24 protein-coding genes are annotated in these 24,312 nt (G+C 58.3%); 12 read left to right on the forward strand and 12 right to left on the reverse strand.

The window, feature by feature from the left end:
• Positions 1 to 102: 102 nt before the first annotated feature.
• On the reverse strand, positions 103 to 2,118 hold the full coding sequence (gene uvrB, locus ACSPHG_RS16070) for an excinuclease ABC subunit UvrB (RefSeq protein WP_435954508.1): 2,016 nt from the start codon (positions 2,116 to 2,118) through the stop codon (positions 103 to 105).
• Between the two features lie 872 nt (positions 2,119 to 2,990).
• Here uvrB and ACSPHG_RS16075 point away from each other — a divergent pair.
• Positions 2,991 to 3,701 carry an ABC transporter ATP-binding protein gene (locus tag ACSPHG_RS16075; RefSeq protein ID WP_435954509.1) on the forward strand — a complete coding sequence of 237 codons (711 nt, stop codon included), beginning with the start codon at positions 2,991 to 2,993 and terminating at the stop codon, positions 3,699 to 3,701.
• 29 nt (positions 3,702 to 3,730) lie between these two features.
• On the opposite strand, the gene ACSPHG_RS16080 is transcribed toward ACSPHG_RS16075, so the two are convergent.
• The 6 genes from ACSPHG_RS16080 to bioB form a co-directional block, all read right to left on the reverse strand.
• Positions 3,731 to 4,249, reverse strand: coding sequence for a helix-turn-helix transcriptional regulator (locus ACSPHG_RS16080; protein WP_435954510.1), 519 nt, complete (start codon positions 4,247 to 4,249; stop codon positions 3,731 to 3,733).
• A gap of 15 nt (positions 4,250 to 4,264) precedes the next feature.
• Positions 4,265 to 4,525 carry a hypothetical protein gene (locus tag ACSPHG_RS16085; RefSeq protein ID WP_435954511.1) on the reverse strand — a complete coding sequence of 87 codons (261 nt, stop codon included), beginning with the start codon at positions 4,523 to 4,525 and terminating at the stop codon, positions 4,265 to 4,267.
• Positions 4,526 to 4,697: 172 nt separating this feature from the next.
• Complete coding sequence (gene bioD, locus ACSPHG_RS16090; RefSeq protein ID WP_435954512.1) at positions 4,698 to 5,381, reverse strand: dethiobiotin synthase; 684 nt, start codon at positions 5,379 to 5,381, stop codon at positions 4,698 to 4,700.
• Complete coding sequence (gene bioC / locus ACSPHG_RS16095) at positions 5,374 to 6,132, reverse strand: malonyl-ACP O-methyltransferase BioC (protein ID WP_435954513.1); 759 nt, start codon at positions 6,130 to 6,132, stop codon at positions 5,374 to 5,376. Before bioC ends, bioD begins: the two co-directional genes overlap by 8 nt.
• On the reverse strand, positions 6,113 to 7,267 hold the full coding sequence (bioF, locus tag ACSPHG_RS16100) for an 8-amino-7-oxononanoate synthase (protein WP_435954514.1): 1,155 nt from the start codon (positions 7,265 to 7,267) through the stop codon (positions 6,113 to 6,115). Before bioF ends, bioC begins: the two co-directional genes overlap by 20 nt.
• The gene (gene bioB, locus ACSPHG_RS16105; protein ID WP_435954515.1) at positions 7,264 to 8,304 is read right to left on the reverse strand and encodes a biotin synthase BioB; all 1,041 of its coding nucleotides are present in this window, start codon (positions 8,302 to 8,304) and stop codon (positions 7,264 to 7,266) included. The genes bioF and bioB overlap by 4 nt, the downstream gene beginning before the upstream one ends.
• Before the next feature lie 89 nt (positions 8,305 to 8,393).
• Here bioB and bioA point away from each other — a divergent pair, with 89 nt between their 5' ends.
• From bioA to ACSPHG_RS16125, 4 genes are all read left to right on the forward strand, one after another.
• The gene (gene bioA / locus ACSPHG_RS16110) at positions 8,394 to 9,683 is read left to right on the forward strand and encodes an adenosylmethionine--8-amino-7-oxononanoate transaminase (RefSeq protein WP_435954516.1); all 1,290 of its coding nucleotides are present in this window, start codon (positions 8,394 to 8,396) and stop codon (positions 9,681 to 9,683) included.
• A gap of 71 nt (positions 9,684 to 9,754) precedes the next feature.
• Positions 9,755 to 10,435: a type 1 glutamine amidotransferase domain-containing protein gene (locus tag ACSPHG_RS16115; RefSeq protein ID WP_435954517.1), complete on the forward strand. Its 681-nt coding sequence runs from the start codon at positions 9,755 to 9,757 to the stop codon at positions 10,433 to 10,435.
• Positions 10,436 to 10,449: 14 nt separating this feature from the next.
• Positions 10,450 to 10,926, forward strand: a complete 477-nt coding sequence (locus tag ACSPHG_RS16120; RefSeq protein ID WP_435954518.1) for a kinase inhibitor — start codon at positions 10,450 to 10,452, stop codon at positions 10,924 to 10,926.
• Positions 10,927 to 11,040: 114 nt separating this feature from the next.
• The gene (locus tag ACSPHG_RS16125) at positions 11,041 to 12,339 is read left to right on the forward strand and encodes a putative acyl-CoA thioester hydrolase (RefSeq protein WP_435954519.1); all 1,299 of its coding nucleotides are present in this window, start codon (positions 11,041 to 11,043) and stop codon (positions 12,337 to 12,339) included.
• Between the two features lie 60 nt (positions 12,340 to 12,399).
• Here ACSPHG_RS16125 and pgl read toward each other — a convergent pair whose 3' ends face one another.
• Positions 12,400 to 13,398, reverse strand: coding sequence for a 6-phosphogluconolactonase (pgl, locus tag ACSPHG_RS16130; protein ID WP_435954520.1), 999 nt, complete (start codon positions 13,396 to 13,398; stop codon positions 12,400 to 12,402).
• Between the two features lie 141 nt (positions 13,399 to 13,539).
• On the opposite strand from pgl, the gene ACSPHG_RS16135 reads away from it, so the two are divergent.
• Positions 13,540 to 14,358: a pyridoxal phosphatase gene (locus ACSPHG_RS16135; protein WP_435954521.1), complete on the forward strand. Its 819-nt coding sequence runs from the start codon at positions 13,540 to 13,542 to the stop codon at positions 14,356 to 14,358.
• A gap of 54 nt (positions 14,359 to 14,412) precedes the next feature.
• On the opposite strand, the gene modC is transcribed toward ACSPHG_RS16135, so the two are convergent.
• The 4 genes from modC to ACSPHG_RS16155 form a co-directional block, all read right to left on the reverse strand.
• Positions 14,413 to 15,471: a molybdenum ABC transporter ATP-binding protein ModC gene (modC, locus tag ACSPHG_RS16140; RefSeq protein ID WP_435954522.1), complete on the reverse strand. Its 1,059-nt coding sequence runs from the start codon at positions 15,469 to 15,471 to the stop codon at positions 14,413 to 14,415.
• A 3-nt stretch (positions 15,472 to 15,474) separates the two neighbouring features.
• On the reverse strand, positions 15,475 to 16,167 hold the full coding sequence (gene modB, locus ACSPHG_RS16145) for a molybdate ABC transporter permease subunit (protein ID WP_435954523.1): 693 nt from the start codon (positions 16,165 to 16,167) through the stop codon (positions 15,475 to 15,477).
• On the reverse strand, positions 16,167 to 16,940 hold the full coding sequence (gene modA, locus ACSPHG_RS16150; protein WP_435954524.1) for a molybdate ABC transporter substrate-binding protein: 774 nt from the start codon (positions 16,938 to 16,940) through the stop codon (positions 16,167 to 16,169). The genes modB and modA overlap by 1 nt, the downstream gene beginning before the upstream one ends.
• A gap of 144 nt (positions 16,941 to 17,084) precedes the next feature.
• Positions 17,085 to 17,234, reverse strand: a complete 150-nt coding sequence (locus ACSPHG_RS16155) for an AcrZ family multidrug efflux pump-associated protein (RefSeq protein WP_271122198.1) — start codon at positions 17,232 to 17,234, stop codon at positions 17,085 to 17,087.
• Positions 17,235 to 17,363: 129 nt separating this feature from the next.
• Between ACSPHG_RS16155 and modE the strand changes: the two genes are divergently transcribed.
• The 6 genes from modE (at position 17,364) to galM (ending at position 24,182) form a co-directional block, all read left to right on the forward strand.
• Positions 17,364 to 18,155 (forward strand): molybdenum-dependent transcriptional regulator, encoded by a 792-nt coding sequence (modE, locus tag ACSPHG_RS16160; protein ID WP_435954525.1) that lies wholly within the window; start codon positions 17,364 to 17,366, stop codon positions 18,153 to 18,155.
• Positions 18,156 to 18,231: 76 nt separating this feature from the next.
• Positions 18,232 to 19,710 carry a molybdate ABC transporter ATP-binding protein ModF gene (gene modF / locus ACSPHG_RS16165; RefSeq protein ID WP_435954526.1) on the forward strand — a complete coding sequence of 493 codons (1,479 nt, stop codon included), beginning with the start codon at positions 18,232 to 18,234 and terminating at the stop codon, positions 19,708 to 19,710.
• A gap of 214 nt (positions 19,711 to 19,924) precedes the next feature.
• On the forward strand, positions 19,925 to 20,941 hold the full coding sequence (galE, locus tag ACSPHG_RS16170) for a UDP-glucose 4-epimerase GalE (RefSeq protein ID WP_435954527.1): 1,017 nt from the start codon (positions 19,925 to 19,927) through the stop codon (positions 20,939 to 20,941).
• Between the two features lie 9 nt (positions 20,942 to 20,950).
• The gene (galT, locus tag ACSPHG_RS16175; protein WP_435954528.1) at positions 20,951 to 21,997 is read left to right on the forward strand and encodes a galactose-1-phosphate uridylyltransferase; all 1,047 of its coding nucleotides are present in this window, start codon (positions 20,951 to 20,953) and stop codon (positions 21,995 to 21,997) included.
• 2 nt (positions 21,998 to 21,999) lie between these two features.
• Positions 22,000 to 23,148 carry a galactokinase gene (gene galK / locus ACSPHG_RS16180; protein WP_435954529.1) on the forward strand — a complete coding sequence of 383 codons (1,149 nt, stop codon included), beginning with the start codon at positions 22,000 to 22,002 and terminating at the stop codon, positions 23,146 to 23,148.
• Positions 23,142 to 24,182: a galactose-1-epimerase gene (gene galM, locus ACSPHG_RS16185; protein ID WP_435954530.1), complete on the forward strand. Its 1,041-nt coding sequence runs from the start codon at positions 23,142 to 23,144 to the stop codon at positions 24,180 to 24,182. The genes galK and galM overlap by 7 nt, the downstream gene beginning before the upstream one ends.
• The last annotated feature ends 130 nt before the right edge of the window (positions 24,183 to 24,312 follow it).

Genomic DNA, 24,312 nt, shown 5'->3' on the forward strand with positions numbered 1-24,312 from the left:
AGCGTCGGGTGGCGCTTCGCTTACCCGACCTACACATTGCACGAAGCCACATTTTCGTAGGTCGGGTAAGGCGCATGCCGCCACCCGACATCGACTCGCGCACTACGATGCCGCGATAAACAAATCCCGCAGCTGATGCAGCTGGTCGCGAACCTGTGCCGCCTCTTCGAACTCGAGGTTCTGAGCATGCTCCAGCATCTTCGCTTCAAGCTGATGGATTTTCTGCTGTAGCGCTTTCGGCGTCAGCAGCACCTCATCGTCTTCAATCACGCTGCGCGCTTTGCTTTTCAGGCGGCCTTTGGTTTTCGCCATCCCCTCGCCCAGCGCCAGAATATCAACCACGCGTTTGTTCAGGCCCTGCGGCGTAATGCCGTTTTCTTCGTTGTAGCGCTGCTGCTTCTCGCGGCGGCGCTCGGTTTCGCCAATCGCCTTCGCCATTGACGGGGTGATTTTGTCACCGTAGAGAATCGCCTTGCCGTTGATGTTACGCGCCGCGCGTCCGATGGTCTGAATCAACGAGCGTTCGGAACGAAGGAAGCCCTCTTTGTCGGCGTCCAGAATCGCCACCAGCGAGACTTCCGGCATATCCAGGCCTTCACGCAGCAGGTTGATGCCCACCAGCACATCGAACTCGCCGAGGCGCAAATCGCGGATGATCTCCATGCGTTCTACGGTGTCGATGTCCGAGTGCAGGTAGCGCACGCGTTCGCCGTGCTCTTCGAGGTATTCGGTGAGATCTTCCGCCATGCGTTTGGTCAGCGTGGTGACCAGCACGCGCTCGTTGATTTCTACGCGCTTGCGGATCTCCGACAGTAGGTCATCGACCTGGGTCGCCACCGGGCGCACTTCAATAATCGGGTCAAGCAGGCCCGTTGGGCGCACAACCTGGTCAACGATATCGTCGCCGGATTTTTCCAGCTCGTAGTTGCCGGGCGTCGCCGAGACGTAGATGGTCTGCGGTGCCAGCGCTTCGAACTCTTCAAATTTTAGCGGACGGTTATCGAGCGCCGACGGCAGGCGGAAGCCGTATTCCACCAGCGTTTCTTTACGCGCCCGGTCGCCTCGATACATGCCGCCAATCTGCGGAATGGTGACGTGCGATTCGTCCACCACCAGCAGGCCGTCAGCGGGAAGATAGTCAAAAAGCGTAGGCGGCGCTTCGCCCGGACCGCGCCCGGAAAGGAAGCGCGAGTAGTTTTCAACGCCCGAGCAGTAGCCCAGCTCGTTCATCATTTCTAAATCGAACTGGGTGCGCTGGGTCAGACGCTGCTCTTCCAGCAGCTTGTTGTTAGCCAGCAGCACCTTGCGGCGGTCGGCCAGCTCAACTTTGATCTCTTCCATCGCCTGCAAAATACGTTCGCGCGGCGTGACGTAGTGGGTTTTGGGGTAGACGGTAAAGCGCTGAATCGCCTGGTCGACCTGCCCGGTTAGCGGGTCAAACAGCGACAGGCGTTCAACCTCTTCGTCAAACAGCTCCACGCGCAGGGCCATGTCGTCCGACTCTGCCGGGAAGATGTCTATCACCTCGCCGCGCACGCGGAAGGTGCCGCGCTGGAAGGCCTGGTCGTTACGGCTGTATTGCAGCTCGGTCAGACGGCGCAGAATGGAGCGCTGATCGATGATCATCCCTTTGGTGAGATGCAGCATCATTTTCAGATAGAGATCCGGGTCGCCCAGGCCGTAGATGGCGGAAACGGACGCCACCACGATGACGTCACGGCGTTCGAGCAGCGCTTTGGTTGCCGAAAGGCGCATCTGCTCGATGTGTTCGTTAACCGAGGAGTCTTTTTCGATAAAGGTGTCCGAGCTTGGGACGTAGGCCTCGGGCTGGTAGTAGTCGTAGTAGGAAACGAAGAATTCCACGGCGTTGTCCGGGAAGAACTCCTTCATCTCACCATACAGCTGTGCCGCCAGCGTTTTGTTAGGGGCGAGCACCATGGTCGGGCGTTGCAAATCGGCAATCACGTTAGCCACGGTAAAGGTCTTACCTGACCCGGTTACCCCCAGCAACGTCTGGTGGGCGAGGCCGTCTTCCAGCCCCTCTTCCAGACGTTTAATGGCTGCTGGCTGATCGCCGGAGGGTTTGAATGCGGAATTAAGTTTGAACGCTTTACTCATGAATGGCTACCTGATGAAGAGACGAGCGGGCCGGACGATAATTTTACTCTGCATAGGGATTTTTGCCAGTAAAAAATACTGGATGAAAAACCAGTTACGTACAGAACAATCTCAGCTAGCCGGACAAATCCTCGCCGGGTTTGGACACAATTTCGTCAAAGACGGGATTTATCACTATCAGATGACGGTTATCCCCAGATTTTTTCAGCTTTTAACATTTGTCAAGCAGTGTAATAAAAGTGATACCTGCTTCTTTGACACTTTTCTTACACGGATTGATTTTATTTAACTATCTAATTTTAAAGAAATATTTCCAAAAGACCGGTTTCGCGTCAATTCGCGCGCAGGCCGCGCCCGCTCTCGCTTACCCATAGTTTTCTAACTCTAATGCACAAGGTTATCCACAGGAATAGTGGATAAGTCCATCCAGCCCTTTCGGGTAGCCGCCCGCAAAAGTCCCTGTTTTTGGTGTGCGAGCGCGGAAAAATTTTTTCCGCCTTTTTTTTTACTTATTTCCGGGGCAATTTCGCCTTAGTCACACCCATGATGCCGCTCACAAATCAAGCATATATCATGCCCTTTTCTTTACTTTATCTGCACCAAAAACGACAAAGCGGCAGCACCAGGCAAGTGCAGCGAAGCGGCAAGGTAGTAGGCCGCAGGTTTTAGGTCAGCCAAATTTATGAGGCGATTCTCAAAGTTAAGACATTACCGCGCCGCAGCCGGGAGATGGCAAGGGAATTGCAGATTACGTATTGAAAAACCTAACCCCTCCTTCGGGAGAGATGCAGGACGCCGTGGTGATAGGGGTTTATTGCCGGCCTGCGCCCGCGATGTGGAAGAGGTACTTAACCTGTCTTGAGGAGATGCACATGTTGAGTTTGCACGCCGTGAATCAGTTTTATGGTGAGAACCACATCTTATGGAATCTCGATCTTGAGCTGACCAAAGGAGAATGCACCTGCGTGCTGGGCGCGCCGGGAATGGGCAAGACCACGCTGGTGAACTGTATCACCGGCTATCTGCCGATAAGCAGCGGCAGCATAGTCTGGAATGAGGCGGGCCTGCCGCCCCAGGATTTGCTGAGCAAACCCGTTGAAGGACGAGCCGCGCTTGGCATGAGCTATGTCGCACAGGAGCGACGCATTTTCTCGCAGCTTTCCGTTGAGGAAAATTTGCAGATTGCGCTGCTGGCGGGCAACGAGCGGGCGCGCACCATTCCCGGTATGGTTTACGACCTTTTCCCCGAGCTGTACGCATTGCGCTACGCGCGCGGCGGCGAGCTGAACGGCGATCTCCAACAGCAGCTGGCGCTTGCCAGAGCGCTGGTCACCGAGCCAAAGCTGCTGATTCTGGATGAACCCACCTTTGGACACGGGCAGCGTTTTATCCATGAGCTGGGCGGCATTATTCGCAGGATTAACCGCGACTTTGGCCTGACGATTTTGCTTGTCGAACAGCGTTTGTCCTTCATTCGCCGCGTGGCGGACCGCTTCTGCCTGCTCCACCGCGGGCGAAACGTGGCCCAGGGCAACGTCGAGCTTCTTGACGACAGGCTGGTAGCAAACTGGATAACGCCATGACGATAGCGGCTCACCGCCAGCCCACGCTGCTATAGCGGCCCAATCTGGTTTTGCAGGTCTGCGTCGAGCGCCGCCAGCTCGCGCTGCAGGTTGCACTGCCGCGTGACCGCTGAAAGCTCCAGCAGCGGCAAAGGGATTTTGCTTACGCCGACCTCGCGCAGCCAGTGCAGCACTGAATCCAGATGCCAGATGGCGGTCTTACCGTCATGCACCGGCGCGGGAAAAGCCTCGCGGCTGACCATCACCTTGCGCATGTACTGCCTGGAAAAGCCAAGCAGTTCGGCAACGTCAGTCAGGCCAACCAGATCCGGCGTGACCTCCACCAGCGCGCTGCCGGGGATAATGCGCTTCACGTCGTGAATGGCGGATACCACGGCCTGCCTTGCGTTTTGCGCCTCGCGGGTAAAATTGAGGGCGATTCTGCCGGTGATGCCGATGCCAACCAGCGCATCGTCACAGCCGTTTTCCCCCAGCGCCTCTACCCATGATTCAGGCTGCTTGCCGTTGCGCGGCAGGGTAAAGATCAGTGTGAAGCTAAACTCCGACATTCTTTTCTCCTTGATTCAATGCTGTACTTGCCCCTGCGCGTTCTGGCCGCAGGCGTCCACCACCCGTCTGATTTGCCTGGCGTGATTCCAGGCGTTGCGCGGCGAGCGCCAGACGCAGCTGATGCAAAATTCCCCGCATCGACATGCGCTATCGTTCCACGGGCAGTAAATCTTACCCCAGCATTGCGCGCCGCCGGGCTTCACCCGCCAGCCGAGATATTCCGCATAACGTAATGCGGACTCAATTTCTTTATTGGGATGCACTCTGCGCGCCATTTATCCTCCTGATGACTATCTCACAAGCAGTTGTCACATGACAACAAAAGATGGCGATAATTTATCTTGTTCGTTTGTGAGGGGATAGCGGTAATTTTTGCGGATGCAGGATTTTGCGAGAGCGCCCGAAGCGGTTATCGGGCGTTGCATTGATGATAAGGGAAAATGCGGCCTACCCCGCAAGATGGGATAAATCGAGATAGTGCCCAAGCGGCGTGGTATCGGTAAGTTCTGGCTGCCAGGGGATCTCGCCGAGCATCGGGGCGGGGATAACGCTTTTCAGCGTTGCCAGGTACTCCTCGTGGCGCCTGCCCGCTGGCTGCACGTCGTTGGCAATCCAGCCCGCAAGCTTCAGCCCCGCGCTTTCCACCGCCTGGGCGGTGAGCATCGCGTGGTTAATGGAGCCAAGCTTCACGCCCACTACCAGAATGACCGGAAGCCGCTCCTTTACCACCCAATCGGCGAAGGTTGTGGAATCTGAAAGCGGCGTAAACCAACCGCCTGCCCCTTCGACCTGTAGCCAGTTACCCCGTTGCGTAAGGGCCTCAAGCCCGGCGGAAAGCGTGGCAAACTCTATGGGACGCCCTTCGTCCCGGCTAACGATATGCGGTGAAGTTGGCTCCATAAAGGCCAGCGGGTTGACCTGTTCGTAGCGCAGCTCAACGCTGCTGTTGCGCTGCAGCGCAAGGGCGTCGCTATTGCGGATGCCTTCAGGCGTCATTTCGCTGCCGGAAGCCACCGGCTTATAGCCCACGGCACGGTAGCCCGCCCGCGCCGCCGCCTGCAGCAGCGCGCAGCTTGCTACGGTTTTGCCTACTTCCGTATCGGTTCCGGTTACAAACCATTTTTTAATCACGTTCAATCACTCCTGAAACCAGTTGCCAGGTGAGCGGAAACGCGCCGTCGCGCTGCGGCCAGGCAAGGCTCAGCCGCTGTAACTGCTGGCGCGTCATGACCGAGCTTTTTCGCCCGTCATGCAGGTGCGTGGCCCCCACCCCTTTAAGCGTGCGCATCGCGCTCATTACATCCGGAAAATACTGCGTGACCGGCTCAACGTGCAGCGCCGCGCGCCATGACCGGCAGGCGGATTCAATCTCGTCCGTCGTTAAAAATTCGTTGGCGTGCGCTCTTTCATCCACCGCCCGCCACGCGTCGTGAAGCTCCGGGAGCGAACCTGCGGCAAGGGTGGTGAACGCCACGCAGCCGCCGGGTTTGGTCACGCGATAAAGCTCGCCAAGCCCCTGACGCAGGTCGTTACACCACTGAACCGCAAGGTTGCTCCAGGCGAGCGAAACCTGCTCGTCTGCCAGCGGCAGGGATTCGATATCCCCCTCCAGATAGCGGTCGGCCGCCCCCTGCTCGCGGGTAACGCTTAGCATTTTTGGCGACAGGTCCAGCGCCGTGACGTGGCTTCCCTGCGCCTTCCAGTAGCGGCTAAACCAGCCGGTTCCGCATCCGGCGTCCAGCACCTGCGCAAATTCACGCCCGGCGAGGCGGTTGATGAGACTGCTGCCGCTGGTGCGCTGAATCTCTGCAAAATCGTCGTAGGTTGCCGCCGCGCGGCCAAAGGCCTGGGCTACGGCGAGTTTATTTACCGGTTTCGTCATAAAGAGCCTCCAACAGCGCCGCGATGTCGTCGCGCGTGTGGTCGGCGGTCAGCGTCACGCGCAGCCGCGCGCTGCCCGCAGGAACGGTTGGCGGACGAATGGCGGTGAGCCAAAACCCGCGTTCGCGCATTCGGGCCGCAAGCTCGAGCGTACGGGCGTTCTCGCCAACAATCAGCGGCTGAATGGCCGTTTGCGAATCCCGCAGGCCAAGCGGGAGCCGCGCTGCGCCAAGGCGGAAGTCTGCAATGTTACGACGAAGCCGCTCGCGCCTTTCCTCGCCGCTGCGAATCACCCGTAACGCCGCCGATAGCGTGCAGGCCTGGGCCGGTGGCATCGCGGTGCTGTAAATCAGGTGACGCGCAAACTGCAGCAGATAATCCGCTACGTCCGCGCTGCATAAAACCGCCGCGCCGCTCACGCCAAAGGCTTTGCCGAAGGTGACGATGAGTATTTCTGGCTGAACCTGCTGCTGATAGCAGCTCCCGCGCCCCTCTTCGCCAAGCACGCCGATGCCGTGCGCGTCGTCCACCAGCAGCCAGCCCCCGGCGCGGCGCGTGGCAGCCGCGATGTCGCCAAGGGGAGCCTGGTCGCCGTCCATGCTGAACACGCCCTCGGTCACCACCAGCTGACCGCCTTCGCAGTCACCGGCAAGCAGCCCGTCGAGCGCCTGAACGTCGTTGTGTGCGAAACGACGCAGCTGCGCGGGGCTGAGCATTGCCGCTTCCAGCAGGGAGGCGTGGCTGAGCCTGTCGGCAATGATGCGATCCTGCTTTTGCGCAAGCGCGGCGATCGCGGCCTGATTCGCCGCAAAGCCGGAGATAAACAGCAGCGCGCGCGGGTAGCCGAGCCAGTCGCACAGCTCGTCTTCCAGCTGCTTATGAGCCTCGCCGTAGCCCGTTACGTGCCCGGAGCCGCCGCTGCCGACGCCGTATTCCTCCGCGCCCTTTTGCCAGGCGCGGATGACGTCGGGATGCTGGCTCAGGCCCAGATAGTCGTTGCTGGAAAAGTTCAGGTGCCGCCTGCCGCTGCTGACCAGAAAGCGCCCGCTGCCGCGTTCGTGGACCTGCCTTGTGCGAAAGCTGTCGTCGGCGCGTCGTTGGGCAAGCTGCTGCTCGATGCGCTGCTGCCAGGTCATACCGCCGCCGCGTTGTAATACTTGTCCGTGTCCGCCGTCAGAAGCTGGGAGGCGAGCCGCTGCTGCTGCTCGTTGTCGCCCGTCTCGGTCGTGGTTTGCTGCGGGTTGAGGCCCAGCTTGCGGAACAGCTGAACGTCCTTGTCTTCTTCCGGGTTCGGCGTGGTGAGCAGCTTGCAGCCGTAGAAAATCGAGTTCGCCCCGGCCATAAAGCACATTGCCTGGGTCTGCTCGCTCATCTGCTCGCGGCCCGCGGACAGGCGGACGAACGAGGTCGGCATCATGATGCGCGCGATGGCGATGGTGCGGATGAAGTCAAACGCGTCCACGTCGTCGTTTTCGGCAAGCGGCGTTCCTTTGACCTTCACCAGCATGTTGATCGGCACGCTTTCCGGCGGCGTAGGCAGGTTTGCCAGCTGGAGCAGCAGGCCCGCGCGATCCTTCACGGATTCGCCAAGCCCGACGATGCCGCCGGAACACACTTTTATGCCCGCATCGCGCACTTTATCGAGCGTGTCGAGGCGCTCCTGATAGGTTCGCGTGGTGATGATGTTGCCGTAGAATTCCGGCGAGGTGTCGAGGTTGTGGTTGTAGTAATCAAGCCCGGCCGCCGCCAGGCGCTGCGCCTGGGCGTCGGTTAGGGTGCCGAGCGTCATGCAGGTTTCCAGCCCCATTTCGCGCACGCCCTGCACCATCTGTTCGAGGTAGGGCATATCGCGATCGTTAGGGTTCTTCCAGGCGGCCCCCATGCAGAAGCGGGTCGAGCCCGCGTTGCGCGCCTTGCGGGCGGAATCCAGCACCTGCTCGACCTCCATCAGGCGTTCGGACGCAAGCCCCGTTTTGTAGCGCGCGCTCTGCGGACAGTATTTACAGTCTTCCGGACAGGCGCCGGTTTTGATCGACAGCAGCGTACTGACCTGTACGTGGCGCGGATCGAAGTGCTGACGGTGAATCTGCTGCGCTTCAAACAGCAGTTCGAGGAAAGGTTTTTCAAATAAAGCAGTGACCTGCGACATTGACCAGCGTGCGTGGTGAGCCATGGGGCGTCTCCAAAAGGGGTGTTGTTAGCCGTTGATTGACGTTATACTTGTAAACCTAAATGTTTTTAAAATGGTTTACAAGTCACGTTATGACGCCTGCTGATTTAACATTCGACCAACAACATATCTGGCATCCGTACACTTCCATGACCCGCCCGCTGCCGGTTTATCCGGTCGTTTCGGCATCCGGCTGCGAGCTAACCCTTGCCGACGGCACGCCGCTTGTAGACGGCATGTCATCGTGGTGGGCGGCGATCCACGGCTATAACCATCCGCGCCTTAACCAGGCGATAAAAACGCAGGTAGACCGGATGTCGCACGTGATGTTTGGCGGCATAACCCATCCTCCCGCCGTGGCGCTGTGCCGCAGGCTGGTGGCTATGACGCCCGACCCGCTCGAATGCGTTTTCCTGGCCGACTCCGGCTCCGTGGCGGTCGAAGTGGCGATGAAAATGGCGTTGCAGTACTGGCACGCAAAAGGCGAGCCGCGCCAGCGTTTTCTGACCTTCCGCAACGGCTATCACGGCGATACGTTCGGCGCGATGTCGGTGTGCGATCCGGATAATTCCATGCACAGCCTCTGGCAGGGCTATCTCCCGGAACACCTGTTCGCGCCCGCGCCGCAGTGCGGTTTTGGTGACGAGTGGGATGAGATGGATATCGTGCCCTTTGCGCGCCTGATGGCGGCCCACCGCCACGAAATTGCCGCCGTGATTCTGGAGCCTATAGTCCAGGGCGCGGGCGGCATGCGCTTTTACCATCCGGAGTGGCTGCGCAGGATCCGCCGCATGTGCGACCGCGAAGGCATTCTGCTTATCGCCGACGAAATCGCGACCGGTTTTGGCCGCACCGGCAGGCTGTTCGCCTGTGAGCATGCTGGCATCGCGCCGGATATCATGTGCCTGGGCAAGGCGCTGACCGGCGGCACCATGACCCTGTCGGCGACGCTCGCCACCCGCAGCGTGGCGGACACCATCAGCGACGGCGAGGCCGGGTGCTTCATGCACGGGCCGACGTTTATGGGCAATCCCCTCGCCTGCGCGGTCGCCGATGAGAGCCTGGCGATGCTGGAAGACGGCGGCTGGCAGCGGCAGGTGCAGGGCATTGAAAGCCAGTTAACCGCCGGGCTAGGCCCGCTGCGCGAGAGCGAACAGGTCGCGGACGTGCGCGTGCTGGGCGCAATTGGCGTTGTGGAAACCCGCCATCCGGTGGATATGGCCGCGTTGCAGGCTTTCTTTGTCGAAAAGGGCGTGTGGATCCGGCCCTTCGGCAGGCTGATTTACCTGATGCCGCCGTACGTCATCAGCCCGCCGCAGCTTGCAAAACTCATCGCCGCCGTGGCTGAAGCGGTCGAGAATCCGGCCTTTTTCAGAAGCTAGCCGCCAGCAGGCCGGGCGATGTTGCACTACACTTCGAGGATCATTTCACTCGCCTAACTCAGGAGATCCCGATGAAAATCCTCATGGTACTGACCTCGCACGACAGGCTGGGTGACACCGGCAAACCCACCGGCTTTTGGCTCGAGGAGTTTGCCGCGCCCTGGTACGTTTTCCATGACGCCGGGGTGGAAGTGACGCTGGCTTCGCCGAAAGGCGGCCAGCCGCCGCTCGATCCGAAAAGCGACGAGCCTGACTCGCAGACCGACGCCACCCGCCGCTTCCGCAGCGATGCCGATGCGCAGAAGCTGCTGGCGAATACCCACAGGCTGGACTCCGTAAAAGCCGAAGATTTCGACGCGGTGTTTTATCCCGGCGGCCACGGCCCGCTGTGGGATTTGGCCGAAGACCCGCATTCCATCAGGCTGATTGAGACTTTTTGGGCGGCCGGGAAACCCGTCGGCGCGGTGTGCCACGCGCCGGGCGTGCTGCGTAAGGTGAAAACGCCGGATGGCGAACTGCTGGTGAAGGGCAAACGCGTTACCGGCTTTACCAACAGCGAAGAAGAAGGCGTGGGCCTGACGGCTATCGTGCCTTTCCTGGTTGAAGACGAGCTGAAAAAAGCGGGCGGCCAGTTTGAACGCACCGACGACTGGGGCGAGTACGCGGTGACCGACGGTCATCTGGTGACCGGGCAAAACCCGGCGTCCTCGACCATCGCCGCCGAAGAGCTGCTAAAACTACTCGATCTTTAATTCAAGGAGCGGTTATGAAACTGATTAGTCAAGATATTCGGGAGGGGGAAAAGCTCCCTTCCCGCCACGTGTTCAACGGCATGGGCTACGAGGGGGATAATATTTCTCCGCATCTGGCGTGGGACGACGTGCCGCCTGGCACTAAAAGCTTCGTGGTGACCTGCTACGATCCGGACGCGCCAACCGGCTCCGGCTGGTGGCACTGGGTGGTGGCGAACCTGCCCGCCGATACGCGGGTTTTGCCGCAGGGAGCGGGTTCAGACCTGGCCGAGCTGCCGGAGCCTGCGGTGCAAACGCGCACCGATTTCGGTCAGGCTGGCTACGGCGGCGCCGCGCCGCCAAAGGGCGAATCGCACCGCTATATTTTCACCGTTCACGCGCTGGACGTTGAAAAGCTGGACGTCGATGAGAACGCGTCCGGCGCGATGGTCGGTTTTAACGTCCATTTCCACTCGTTGGGCAGTGCCTCTATTACCGCGATGTTCATCTAATCCCATCTTTTCTGAGGCCGATTTGCACAATCGGCTTCCCGTTTCGCTCAACTTAGTATAAAAATGCAGGCCTTAAGAACACCCCCTTTTTAACCGTATCGTCAGGAGTAACCCTTGAACACATTATCGGTTTCTCGCCGGGCCGCCGCGCTCGCTTTTGCCGTGGCTTTATCTGCCTGTAGCTCAACGCCGCCGGAAGACCGCCCGTCCACCCAGGTCGCTCCGGGCACCCAGTCCCGCCCGATTTTATCGACGGATGAAGCGCAGAACTTCGTTCAGGCGCGTTACTTCTCTTCTATGAATAAAGACGAAGCGCCGTGGACGCCATCCTCTATTCGCACGCCGCAGCAGCCTGACTTCGTGGTTGGCCCGGCGGGCGGCGAAGGTGTCACCCACACCACCATTCAGGCCGCCGTTGACGCCGCAATCACTAAACACAGCAGCTCGCGCCAGTACATTGCCATTCAGCCAGGCGAGTACGCGGGCACCGTGTATATCCCTGCGGCTTCCGGCAGCGTGACGCTGTACGGCACAACGAATAACGCCGCGGACGTGAAAATCACCATGCCGCTGGATTCCGAAACCGACGTAACGACGTGGCGTCGTTCGGTTAACCCATCGGGCAAATATATGCCGGGTAAGCCAGCCTGGTACATGTTTGATAGCTGCCAGAGCCGCCGTTCCGCAACCGTCGGCATCATGTGTTCCGCTGCCGTCTGGTCGCAGAACAACGGTTTGCAGCTGCAAAACCTGACCATCGCCAATACGCTGGGCGACAGCGTTGACGCGGGCAACCATCAGGCCGTGGCGCTGCGCACCGACGGCGATAAGGTTCAGCTGAACAACGTTCACCTGCTGGGCCGCCAGAACACCTTCTTCGTCACCAACAGCGACGTGCAGAACCGCCTGCTCGCTAACCGCCAGACGCGCACGCTGGTGACCAACAGCTACATTGAAGGTGATGTGGATGTGGTTGCGGGCCGTGGTGCCGTGGTGTTTGAGAACACCGATTTCCGCCTGGTGAACAGCCGCACCAAAGAAGGCTCCGTCTTCGCGCCTGCAACCTTACCGAACGTCTTCTACGGCTTCCTTGCGATGAACAGCCGCTTCACCGCCGCAGGTGACGCGCAGCTGGGCCGCGCGTGGGATGTGGAAGCCTCTGAGAACGGCTATACCGCCGGTCAGACGTCCAACGGCCAGGTTGTTATCCGCGATAGCGTCATCAACGAAGGCTTCAACAGCGCCAGGCCGTGGGGCGACGCCGCCGGTTCTAAACGTCCGTTCGCGGGCAATATCGGCGTGAAGGGCGAAAAAGGCGAGATTCAGCGCGACCTGAACGCAACCGACGCCAACCGCCTGTGGGAGTTCAACAACCGTGGCGTTGGCAGCCCGGTCGTTGCCGAAGGCAAGTAACGCCGCTGCAAAATAAAAAACCTCGCGATTGCGAGGTTTTTTTATGGCACGTTTGGCAAATCAGTGCGCGTGAACGACGACCCACATTGGGCCTTGTCCAACCGCATAACGCCCTTTCTCTTCCAGCAGACCCTGTACGCCGGTGATTTCGTACACCGCGATGTGGTGGGATTTCTGTCCGGCGGCAATCAGGTATTTACCGCTGTGATCGACGTTAAAGCCGCGCGGCTGGGTTTCGGTTGGCTGGTAGCCTTCGATGGCCAGCACGCTGCCGTCTTCAGAGACGCTAAAGACGGTGATGATGCTTGCGGTGCGGTCACAGGTGTAGAGATGGCGGCCATCCTGCGTGATGTGGATATCCGCAGCCCAGCGGGTATCGGAGAAGTCCGGCGGCATGATATCCAGCGTTTGCACGCATTCTATTTTGCCGTTCGGATCTTTAAGCTCCCAGACGTCCACGGAGCCGTTTAGCTCATTGACGCAGTACGCGTACTGCTGGTTCGGGTGGAACGCCATGTGGCGCGGGCCTGCGCCTTCTACGGTCGTCACTTCAGCCGGATTTTGTGCCACGAGCGCGCCGTCGTCAGACAGCGTGAACAGGCAGATGCGATCCTGTTTTAGCGCCGGTACCCACAGCGTGCGGTTGTCCGGGGAGATATTGGCCGAGTGGCAGCCTTCCAGACCTTCCACCACCGAGACTGTTTCACCCGGCAGGCCGTCGTTGGCAAGCGACACCACGCTCACGCTGCCGGAGTTGTAGGAGGCGCTGAACAGGAACTTGCCCTGATGGTCGGTTGAGATGTGCGTTGGGCTGCCCGGCAGCGCGGCGACGCCCGCTTCGGTCAGGGTGCCGTCATCCGGGGTGATGCGGTAAGCAATGACGCGAAACTCCGGGCGCACGCCAACGTACAGATAGCGTTTGTCCGGGCTGATGACCATCGGCTGGACCTGGCCTGGAACATCGACAACCTGCACCAGAGTGAGTTCGCCCTGCTGGTTGAGCGACCAGACGTGGATCTGCTGGCTTTCAGGGCTGGCGGTATAGACAGTTTGTTTCATGAAACGCGTTCCTCCCAACGTATCGAATAATAGTCACAAGGGTAGCCCCTTTTGCCGCTGTCGGTCGCTATTTTGAACAACGCGCCCGGGCGGTGTACCATCGGGTCAGACCTCATGACTTGAATTTGACTGGAATCCGAAATGACCTATCGAGTAATCGCCCTTGATCTGGACGGCACCCTGCTGACGCCACAAAAAACCATTCTTCCGGAATCGCTTATCGCGCTCGAGCGCGCCCGCGAGTCGGGCGTAAAAGTGGTGATCGTGACCGGCCGTCATCACGTAGCCATTCATCCTTTTTATCAGGCACTGGCTTTAGATACACCTGCAATTTGCTGTAATGGCACTTACTTGTATGATTATCATGCAAAAAAGGTGCTGAGTGCCGATCCACTTCTGCCGCAGCAGGCGGGGCAACTTATAGATTTGCTCAATGAGCATGACGTTCACGGCCTGATGTATGTCGATAACGCGATGCTGTACGAGCGCCCGACCGGCCACGTTGTCCGCACGGAAAACTGGGCCCGTTCGCTGCCGGAAGAACAGCGTCCGGTATTCCGCCAGGTAAACTCGCTGCGCGAGGCGGCAAACGAAGTCGACGCGATCTGGAAGTTTGCCCTCACCGATGAAGATATTCCCAAGCTGAATACCTTCACCAAAGCGGTTGAGGAGCAGCTTGGTCTTGCCTGCGAATGGTCGTGGCACGATCAGGTAGACGTGGCGCAGAGCGGCAACAGCAAGGGCAAACGCCTGGCGCAGTGGGTTGAGTCACAGGGTTTATCTATGAACCAGGTGATTGCTTTTGGCGATAACTACAACGACCTGAGCATGCTGGAAAGCGCCGGGCTGGGCGTGGCGATGGGCAATGCCGACGAGGCTATCAGGGCGCGCGCGGATTTGGTGATTGGCACCAATCTTGAGGCGGGCATTGCCGAGACAATTTACAAGCATTTGTTGTAGAGGCCGGGGCGGTGGATGGCGCTGGCGCTTATCCACCCTACGCTCCTCACAACATCACGTCGTTATCGACACGCTTTTAATCTGCGCATAGAGCCACTGGCCGGGCTTAACCGCCAGCTCGTCCCGCGCCCAGGGGCTAATGCGCGCCCACAGCGTTCTGCCGCCAACCTCAAGCTGCACCTCAACCTGTCCTTCATCGTCAAAGCACTGCGCCACTTTCGCTCGCAGGACGTTGCGAATGCTGCTGTTAACCGGCGGCTGCAGGATGAGCGACACGTCGGAGGCCTGAATGCGAATGCGCAGCGGAGCCTGTAGCGGCTTATCCAGTTTGTTCACCCACAGATGCTGATCGCCCAGCGCCAGCGCCGTCAGGGCGTAATGCGGGTGATGTTCCAGCACGGTCACCTTCAGCACGCTGCTCTGCTGCTCTTTCGGCAGCCACGGGTGCATAACGCTGCTGCCCCACACCTCTTCGAGATTGCCAAAGGCCATAACGTTCCCGCCGTCGAGCACCAGCACTTTGTCGGCAAGGTGAAGAATTTCTTCCAGCGAGTGGCTGACGTACAGCATGGGAATGTTTATTTCGCGCGCAAGGCGTTGCAGGTAAGGCAGCAGCTCGCGCTTGCGGGGGATATCCAGCGAGGCGAGCGGTTCGTCTAAAAGCAACAGCTCCGGCGAGGTGAGCAGCGCGCGCCCGATAGCCACGCGCTGTTTTTCGCCGCCGGAAAGGCTCCACGGAAAACGTTCCAGCAGATCTTCAATGCCCAGCAGCGCAACCAACTTGTCGAACTGCGCGGCCATGCTTTTTGCCATACCGTATTTGAGGTTGCCGCGCACGCGGTAGTGCGGGAACAGGCGCGCGTCCTGGAAAACGTAGCCGATACGGCGCTTTTCAGGTGCCAGAAAACGCTTATTTTCCGCGTCGCTCAGCACCCGATCGTTAAGCACAATCCTGCCCTGCTGCGGGCGCGTCAGGCCGCTAATCGCATTGATGAGCGAGGTTTTCCCCGCGCCGGATACGCCAAATACCGCGGTAATGCCCTGGCCTGGCAGGGTTTCATTAATTTCTAGCCGGTGGTCGCCCAGCGTCTGAACAAAATTGAGTTCCAGCATCGGTTACAGCGCCCCTATCCGTTTACGGCTCTGGCGAGCCAGCCATTCCGCCACCAACAGCGAACACAGCGCCAACACGATGGAAATGATGCACAGCCGCGCGGCAGCGCTTTCTCCGCCGGGGGTTTGGATCAGGGTATACATCGCGGAAGGAATGGTGCGCGTTTCGCCAGGAATGTTCGAAACGAAGGTGATGGTGGCGCCGAACTCGCCCAATGAACGGGCAAACGCCAGCACCGTACCGGCAATAATACCCGGTAGGGTAAGCGGCAAGGTGATGGTGCAAAACACGCGCCAGCGCCCCGCGCCCAGCGTTCTGGCGGCCTGCTCCAGCTTAATGTCCACGCCCTCCAGCGCCAGGCGAATCGCCCGCACCATTAACGGGAAGGACATGACCGCCGCCGCCAGCACCGCGCCGCGCCAGCTAAAGGCGAAGGTGATGCCAAACACATCGTAAATCCACGCGCCGAGAAAGCCGCGTCGGCCCATGGCAATCAGAAGCAAATAGCCGACCACAACGGGGGGAAGAACAAGCGGAAGATGGATAATGCTGTCGAGCAAGGCTTTGCCCGGAAAGCGGCATCGCACAAGCAGCCAGGCAAAGAAGATCCCAAAAGGCAAACTAAAAAGTACCGCGAGGGTCGAGACTTTCAGGCTCAGCAATACCGCCTGCCATTCGGGATCGGTCAATATCATTATTTGGTCGTAAATCCGTAACGTTGGAAGATAGCTGCCGCTTCCGGTCCTTTCAGATAGCTATAGAACGCGGTAACGGTTGGGTTATCGTGGCCTTTAACAATGGCGATAGGATATTCCACTTTCTGATGGGAGTCTTCCGGGAAGGTGCCCACCACTTTGACGCCTTTGCTGGCAACCGCATCGGAACCGTACACGATGCCAAGCGGCGCTTCGTCACGCTCAACCAGCGCCAGCGCACCGCGCACGTCTTCGGCCGGAGCCAGTTTCGGGGATAACGTTTCCCATGCGCCCAGCTTTTGCAGCGCTTCTTTGGCGTAGATACCGGCCGGTACGTGGTCCGGGTCGCCCACGGCTAAACGCCCGCCGTTCAGCAGCGCGGTCCAGTCGGTTTTGGCGTTGATGGTGATATCACCCTGCTTGCTGGCCTTAGGCGCAACGACGACAAGGCTGTTGCCGAGCAGCGTTTCGCGCGTGTCGGTTTTGATGACGTCTTTGCTCACCGCGTAATCCATCCATTTCTGATCGGCAGAAATAAATAAATCGGCGGGCGCACCGGCCTCAAGCTGGCGGGCAAGCGTAGAAGAAGAGGCAAAAGAGGACGCCACCTCCACCGTTTTGCCTTTCTGATACTGGGTAGCAATATCCTGCAGGGCGTTGGTTAAGGAAGCCGCGGCAAACACGGTGATTTTGCTGTTATCGGCAAAAGCCTGGCCTGCTACGCTTACGCTCAGCGCTGCGCCAAAGGCGAGACGAACCCACTGCTTGGTCATGTTTCACTCCATTCTGTTTCGTTATGTATGCAGTAATATAACGATAGTGAAAAGGAATATACAGAACTTATCGGCAGAAACCACAGGGGCTTTAAAAAAGGTGGGCTATACGCAAAAACGCCCGCAGAAGCGGGCGTTTGGAAATCAATGATGTTGTTTTGGCTGGTCGCGATGACCGACTTTAGAGAAGACGTTGAAGACTTCGCCCAATCCATAGATCAGACCGAGGATCACGGCCATCACAACTGGCACCATGATTACGGCAAAGGCCAAACTTTTCAATAACTCTAACATGATTGCCTCTAGTGAAAAGTAAGAGCGGCTATTCTAACGAGCTGTGAGAAAAACGCACCCCCCTTTTGTGCCATTTGCCCGCGTCGCCGCAATAGGGGAAAATGGTTCTTTTCCTTGTCCGGAGAGGTTATGCAGGCTGAAATCTTACTTACGCTGAAGCTACAGCAGCGGCTGTTCGCCGATCCACGTCGCATCGCGCTACTTAAACAAATACAGCATACCGGCTCAATTAGCCAGGGCGCGAAGCTCGCGGGTATCAGCTATAAAAGCGCCTGGGACGCCATCAACGAGATGAACCAGCTTACCGAAGATACGCTGGTGGAACGCGCAACCGGCGGCAAAGGCGGCGGCGGCGCTATCGTTACGCGCTACGGTGAACGCCTGATTCAGCTTTACGAGCTGCTGGCACAAATTCAGCAGAAAGCCTTCGACGTGCTGCGCGATGACGCCCTCCCCCTCGATAGCCTGCTGGCGGCCATTTCACGCTTTTCGCTGCAAACCAGCGCCCGCAACCAGCTTTTTGGCACGGTGCTGCACCGCGATAGCGAGAAGGTTCAGCAGCACGTAGATATTCTGCTGGCGGATGGCACAACGCGCCTGCAGGCGGCGGTCACACGCGGCAGCGCCGAACGCTTAAACCTGAGCGAAGGCAAAGAGGTGCTGGTGCTGATCAAAGCGCCGTGGGTCGAAATCACCAAAGACGCCGCGCGCGCGCGCCATGCGGATAACCGCCTGCCGGGCATCGTCAACAGCGTTCAGCAGGGCGCAGAACAAAGCGAAGTGCTGGTTCAGCTTCAGGACGGACAAACCCTGTGCGCGACCGTGCCTAATAGCGTGGTTGAACAGCAGGAGCTGGCGGAAGGTTCTGAAGTGGTAGCATTTTTTAATGCTGACCGGGTGATTATCGCCACGCTGTGCTGAATCTAACCTGTGAATTGACAACGGCGCGGGCAATCCGTCAATGTGAGGTTAATCACCGCACAAAATGGGATAAAACATGTCTGCGTTGCAAATTTCGCAAGGATCGTTTCGTCTTGGCGATACACAAACTCTTACTCTTAATGACCTGACCCTCCGCCTGGGCGAAAGCTGGGCGTTTGTTGGCGCGAACGGCAGCGGCAAATCCGCCCTTGCCCGCGCGCTTGCCGGTTCGCTACCGATAATCAAAGGCGAACGTTCTAGCTCGTTCTCACGTATTGCCCATCTCTCCTTTGAACGGCTTCAGAAGCTGGTCAGCGATGAGTGGCAGAGAAACAATACCGATCTGCTTAGCCCGGATGAAGACGATACGGGGCGCACAGCGGCAGAAATTATTCAGGAAGAGGTCAAGGACCCGGCGCGTTGCGATGAACTGGCAGCGCTGTTTGGTATTCAGCCGCTTCTCTCACGACGTTTTAAATATCTGTCCACCGGGGAAACTCGCAAAACGCTGCTTTGCCAGGCCCTGATGTCAAAACCAGATTTGCTGATCCTGGATGAGCCGTTTGATGGGCTTGACGTGAAGTCCCGCGAGCAGCTGGCCAGCCTGCTGGGCGAGCTGAGCGCAAACGGCTATACGCTGGTTTTAGTGCTCAATCGCTTTGATGAAATTCCTCACTTTGTTCAGCATGCGGGCGTGCTGGCAGACTGCACGCTAATTGAGGTCGGCGAAAGAGAAAAGCTTCTTCAGCAGGCGCTGATAGCACAGCTGGCGCACAGCGAGAAGCTTGCGGGCGTTGCGCTGCCGGAAGCGGACGACCCAAGCGCCCGATTTACTCTGCCCGGCGATGAGCCACGTATCGTCCTGCGAAATGGCGTGGTTGAATATAACGATCGGCCCATTCTGCACGAGCTAACCTGGACGGTAAGCCCCGGCGAGCACTGGCAGATTGTCGGCCCAAACGGTGCGGGTAAATCGACGCTGTTAAGCCTCGTCACCGGAGATCATCCGCAGGGTTACAGCAATGATTTAACGCTGTTTGGCCGTAGGCGCGGCAGCGGCGAAACCATCTGGGATATTAAAAAGCATATCGGCTACGTCAGCAGCAGTTTGCACCTGGAATATCGCGTCAGCACCTCGGTGCGCAACGTGATACTTTCCGGCTACTTTGATTCCATCGGCATATACCAAGCGGTATCGGATCGGCAGAAAAAGCTCACCGGGGAGTGGCTTAATATGCTCGGCATGAATAACGCCATAGCCGACGCGCCCTTCCATAGCCTTTCATGGGGACAGCAGCGCCTGGCGCTGATTGCGCGGGCGTTAGTGAAGCACCCCACGATGCTTATCCTGGACGAGCCGCTGCAGGGGCTAGACCCGCTTAACCGCCAGCTTGTTCGCCGCTTCGTCGATATATTGATCGGCGAAGGTGAAACCCAGCTGCTGTTCGTATCGCATCACGCTGAAGATGCGCCGGAATGTATCACCAGGCGGCTCAGCTTTGTGGCGGATGGCGACAGGTATCGCTACGAATTTGAAGAATTACCCCCTCGCTAAACCCCTATGTGGCGTAACGTTTTACGCCACGTCCTTACTTTCGGACAACCCGCAAGAGCATCGGCAGTCATTATTGATTTATAATGATTTTTCACCGTTTTTTATGCGATAAGCCACTTGGTGTAAACGATTCCACTAATTTATCGCATGTCACACTTTTTGCTTCTCTGATATGCTATGTTTAATACATACCATAGGCGTAATGGAGCGAAAAATGAGAGTTCTGGTAACGGGTGGTAGCGGTTACATAGGCAGTCATACCTGTGTGCAACTGCTGCAAAATGGTCATGAGGTTGTCATTCTCGATAATCTTTGTAACAGCAAGCGCAGCGTGCTGCCGGTCATCGAGCGTCTGGGCGGTAAGCATCCTCTGTTTATCGACGGCGATATCCGCGACGAAGCGCTGCTGGCAGAAATCTTCCATGACCATCAGGTTGACGCCGTTATCCACTTCGCAGGCCTTAAGGCGGTGGGTGAATCCGTTAACAAGCCGCTGGAATATTACGACAACAATGTTACCGGTACGCTGCGCCTGATTTCCGCTATGCGTGCAGCCAACGTCACCAATTTCATTTTTAGCTCTTCGGCGACCGTTTACGGCGATCAGCCGCAAATCCCTTATGTTGAAAGTTTCCCTACCGGCACCCCGGCCAGCCCTTACGGTCGCAGCAAGCTGATGGTGGAACAGATTCTGGCCGACCTGCAAAAAGCCCAGCCAAACTGGAGCGTGGCGCTGCTGCGCTACTTCAACCCGGTTGGCGCGCATCCGTCAGGCGATATGGGTGAAGACCCGCAGGGCATTCCAAACAACCTGATGCCGTATATCGCGCAGGTTGCCGTTGGCCGCCGTGATTCTCTGGCGGTATTCGGCAACGACTACCCTACCGAAGACGGCACCGGCGTGCGTGATTACATACACGTGATGGATCTGGCCGACGGCCACGTTGCCGCAATGCAAACGCTTCAGGGCAAACCCGGCGTGCACATTTATAACCTGGGCGCGGGCGTCGGCAGCAGCGTGCTGGACGTTATCAATGCCTTCAGCAAAGCCTGCGGCAAGCCGGTGAATTATCACTTCGCCCCTCGCCGCGACGGCGATCTGCCCGCCTACTGGGCCGACGCAGGTAAAGCAGATAGAGAACTCAACTGGCGTGTCAGCCGTACGCTGCAGGAAATGGCAGACGATACGTGGCGCTGGCAGTCCCGCCACCCTCAAGGCTATCCGGATTAAGGAAAAGTGATGGAGCAGTTTAACCCGGTGGATCATCCACATCGCCGTTTTAACCCGCTGACGGGTCAATGGATTTTGGTTTCTCCGCATCGTGCCAAGCGCCCCTGGCAAGGAGCGCAGGAAACGCCTTCGCAGGAAACGCTTCCGACCCACGATCCGGACTGTTTCTTGTGCCCGGGCAACACCCGCGTTACCGGCGACAAGAATCCGCAATATACCGGCACCTTCGTTTTTACAAACGATTTTGCCGCGCTGATGACCGACACCCCGGACGCCCCCGCAAGCGGCGATCCGCTGATGCGCTGCGAAAGCGCGCGCGGCACCAGCCGCGTCATCTGTTTCTCGCCCGATCACAGCAAAACGCTGCCGCAGCTCTCCGTTCCCGCCCTTGAAGAAGTGGTGAAAACCTGGCAGGAACAGACCGCCGATCTCGGTAAAACCTACCCGTGGGTACAGGTTTTTGAGAACAAAGGCGCCGCGATGGGCTGCTCTAACCCGCATCCGCACGGTCAGGTTTGGGCGAACAGTTTTCTGCCTAATGAGGTTGCGCGAGAAGACGTTTTACAGCGCGAATACTTTGCCGAGCAGGGTTCGCCTATGCTCGTCGATTACGCCCAGCGGGAACTGAAAGACGGTAGCCGTACCGTCGTTGAAACCGAACACTGGCTTGCCGTGGTGCCGTACTGGGCCGCGTGGCCGTTTGAAACGCTGCTGTTGCCGAAAGCTCACGTGCTGCGCATCACCGATTTGACCGCAGAGCAAAGCAGCGATCTGGCGCTGGCGCTGAAAAAGCTCACCAGCCGTTACGACAACCTTTTCCAGTGCTCCTTCCCCTATTCGATGGGCTGGCACGGCGCGCCGTTCAACGGCGAGGAAAACGGCCACTGGCAGCTTCACGCGCATTTTTATCCGCCACTCCTGCGCAGCGCGACGGTGCGTAAATTCATGGTCGGCTATGAAATGCTGGCTGAAACCCAACGAGATTTAACCGCTGAGCAAGCCGCAGAACGCCTTCGCGCGGTGTCCGACGTCCATTATCGCGAATCCGGAGAGTAACAATGAGTCTGAAAGATAAAACCCAGCAGATTTTCGCCGATACGTTTGGCTACCCTGCCCCGCTGACCATTCAGGCTCCGGGCCGCGTTAACCTGATTGGCGAGCACACCGACTATAACGACGGCTTTGTCCTGCCGTGCGCTATCGATTACCAGACGGTAATCAGCTGCGCAAAACGTGATGACCGCATGGTGCGCGTCATTGCCGCAGATTATGACAATGAAAGCGACGAGTTCTCCCTGGATAAGCCAATTCTTTCCCACGATACCCAGCAGTGGTCAAACTATGTGCGCGGCGTGGTGAAGCATCTGCAAAAACGCGACAACAGCTTTGGCGGTGCGGATCTGGTCATCAGCGGAAACGTGCCGCAGGGCGCGGGCCTCAGCTCTTCTGCCTCTTTGGAGGTGGCCGTTGGCAAGGTCTTCCAGCAGCTTTATCACCTGTCGCTGGACGGCGCGCAGCTGGCGTTAAACGGCCAGGAAGCTGAAAACCAGTTCGTCGGCTGTAACTGTGGGATTATGGACCAGCTGATTTCCGCACTGGGCAAGAAAGACCACGCGCTGCTGATTGACTGCCGTTCTCTTGGCACGAAAGCCGTGTCCATGCCAAAAGGCGTGGCCGTGGTGATCATCAACAGCAATTTCAAACGTACCCTGGTTGGCAGCGAATACAACACCCGTCGCCAGCAGTGCGAGACGGGCGCGCGCTTCTTTAGCCAGAAGGCCCTGCGCGACGTAGAGCTAGCAAAATTCAACGCCGTTGCACACGAACTAGATCCAATCGTTGCGAAGCGCGTGCGCCACGTTTTAACAGAAAACATTCGTACCGTTGAGGCCGCAGACGCGCTGGCAAAAGGCGACCTGCTGAGGATGGGCCAGCTGATGGCGGAATCACACGCGTCAATGCGCGATGATTTCGAAATCACCGTGCCGCAAATCGATACTCTGGTTGAGATCGTCAAAGCTACCATCGGCGATAAAGGCGGCGTTCGCATGACCGGCGGCGGTTTTGGCGGCTGCATCGTGGCGCTGATCCCAGAAGATTTGGTGCCAGCGGTAGAAAAAGCGGTGGCTGAACAATACGAAGCGAAAACCGGCATTAAAGAAACGTTTTACGTATGCAAAGCGTCAGAGGGGGCCGGGCAATGCTAAAAGAGACACCTCAGCTCGCGCCTGACGGTCAGCCGTACCGCATCTCCACCCTGCGTAACGGCGCGGGGATGGTCGTGACCATGATGGACTGGGGCGCGACGCTGCTGTCGTGCCGCGTGCCGATGAAAGACCATACGGTCAGAGAAACGCTGCTGGGCTGCGCGACGCCGGAAGACTACGTAAACCAGGCGGCCTATTTGGGCGCGACGGTGGGCCGCTACGCCAACCGCATCGCCAATAGCCAGTTCAGCCGCAATGGGGAAACTTTCACACTTATGGCAAACCAGGGCGTGAACCAGCTGCACGGCGGGCCGGAAGGCTTTGATAAACGCCGCTGGCGGATCGTGCGTCAGAACGAACAGGAAGTGCTGTACACGCTGGATTCTGCCGATGGCGATCAGGGTTTCCCCGGCGACTGCCGCGTAACGGCGCACTATTCACTGACCGAAGATAACCGCCTGTCTATCGAGTTCCGCGCGGGCGTTGATAAGCCCTGCCCGGTTAACCTGACAAATCACGCCTATTTCAACCTGGACGGCGCGCAGAACGACGTGCGTCAGCATCGCCTGCAGCTTTTTGCCGACAGCTACCTGCCGGTGGACGGCAACGGTATCCCGCAGGCGGGGCTGAAAAGCGTCGAAGGCACGAGCTTTGATTTCCGCCAGCCGAAAACCATCGCCGACGACTTCCTGAGCGAAGAAGACCAGGTGCTGGTGAAAGGTTACGATCATGCCTTCCTGCTACAAACTAAAGGCGATGCCGGTATTCCTGCGGCGCAGGTCTGGTCTAGCGATAGTCAGCTGCAAATGACTGTGTTTACCACCGCACCCGCGCTGCAGTTTTATACCGGGAATTATTTGGACGGCACACCCGCCCGCGAACAGGGAACCTATACGGCGTATCAGGGCCTGGCGCTGGAAAGCGAATTCCTGCCGGACAGCCCTAATCACCCGGAATGGCCGCAGCCGGACTGCTGGCTTACGCCTGGCGCAGAGTACCGCAGCCTGACGCAGTACCAGTTTATTCCGCAGTAGCCTTGTGCCCTCCCGCAACGGGAGGGCAATTCTTATCCTGATTGCTGAATATCCCGCCAAAACCCCACAAATAATAACCGAAGATTCACATCCACCTTACACTTCGCGCTCTTTTTCGCTATGTTAAACG

Origin of the sequence: Dryocola baronae (assembly GCF_051297175.1) — a bacterium.
GTDB lineage: Bacteria > Pseudomonadota > Gammaproteobacteria > Enterobacterales > Enterobacteriaceae > Dryocola.

Bases quoted from the DNA above. Each gene is read 5' to 3' on its own strand.
- ACSPHG_RS16155 (WP_271122198.1), bottom strand. From the start codon at position 17,234: ATGTTAGAGTTATTGAAAAGTTTGGCCTTTGCCGTAATCATGGTGCCA.
- bioF (WP_435954514.1), bottom strand. From the start codon at position 7,267: ATGACCTGGCAGCAGCGCATCGAGCAGCAGCTTGCCCAACGACGCGCC.
- uvrB (WP_435954508.1), bottom strand. From the start codon at position 2,118: ATGAGTAAAGCGTTCAAACTTAATTCCGCATTCAAACCCTCCGGCGAT.
- modC (WP_435954522.1), bottom strand. From the start codon at position 15,471: ATGCTGGAACTCAATTTTGTTCAGACGCTGGGCGACCACCGGCTAGAA.
- galM (WP_435954530.1), top strand. From the start codon at position 23,142: ATGCTAAAAGAGACACCTCAGCTCGCGCCTGACGGTCAGCCGTACCGC.
- modE (WP_435954525.1), top strand. From the start codon at position 17,364: ATGCAGGCTGAAATCTTACTTACGCTGAAGCTACAGCAGCGGCTGTTC.
- modB (WP_435954523.1), bottom strand. From the start codon at position 16,167: ATGATATTGACCGATCCCGAATGGCAGGCGGTATTGCTGAGCCTGAAA.
- ACSPHG_RS16115 (WP_435954517.1), top strand. From the start codon at position 9,755: ATGAAAATCCTCATGGTACTGACCTCGCACGACAGGCTGGGTGACACC.
- galK (WP_435954529.1), top strand. From the start codon at position 22,000: ATGAGTCTGAAAGATAAAACCCAGCAGATTTTCGCCGATACGTTTGGC.
- ACSPHG_RS16080 (WP_435954510.1), bottom strand. From the start codon at position 4,249: ATGTCGGAGTTTAGCTTCACACTGATCTTTACCCTGCCGCGCAACGGC.
- bioB (WP_435954515.1), bottom strand. From the start codon at position 8,304: ATGGCTCACCACGCACGCTGGTCAATGTCGCAGGTCACTGCTTTATTT.
- ACSPHG_RS16120 (WP_435954518.1), top strand. From the start codon at position 10,450: ATGAAACTGATTAGTCAAGATATTCGGGAGGGGGAAAAGCTCCCTTCC.
- bioC (WP_435954513.1), bottom strand. From the start codon at position 6,132: ATGACGAAACCGGTAAATAAACTCGCCGTAGCCCAGGCCTTTGGCCGC.
- pgl (WP_435954520.1), bottom strand. From the start codon at position 13,398: ATGAAACAAACTGTCTATACCGCCAGCCCTGAAAGCCAGCAGATCCAC.
- ACSPHG_RS16075 (WP_435954509.1), top strand. From the start codon at position 2,991: ATGTTGAGTTTGCACGCCGTGAATCAGTTTTATGGTGAGAACCACATC.
- modA (WP_435954524.1), bottom strand. From the start codon at position 16,940: ATGACCAAGCAGTGGGTTCGTCTCGCCTTTGGCGCAGCGCTGAGCGTA.
- ACSPHG_RS16135 (WP_435954521.1), top strand. From the start codon at position 13,540: ATGACCTATCGAGTAATCGCCCTTGATCTGGACGGCACCCTGCTGACG.
- galE (WP_435954527.1), top strand. From the start codon at position 19,925: ATGAGAGTTCTGGTAACGGGTGGTAGCGGTTACATAGGCAGTCATACC.
- ACSPHG_RS16085 (WP_435954511.1), bottom strand. From the start codon at position 4,525: ATGGCGCGCAGAGTGCATCCCAATAAAGAAATTGAGTCCGCATTACGT.
- bioA (WP_435954516.1), top strand. From the start codon at position 8,394: ATGACGCCTGCTGATTTAACATTCGACCAACAACATATCTGGCATCCG.
- galT (WP_435954528.1), top strand. From the start codon at position 20,951: ATGGAGCAGTTTAACCCGGTGGATCATCCACATCGCCGTTTTAACCCG.
- modF (WP_435954526.1), top strand. From the start codon at position 18,232: ATGTCTGCGTTGCAAATTTCGCAAGGATCGTTTCGTCTTGGCGATACA.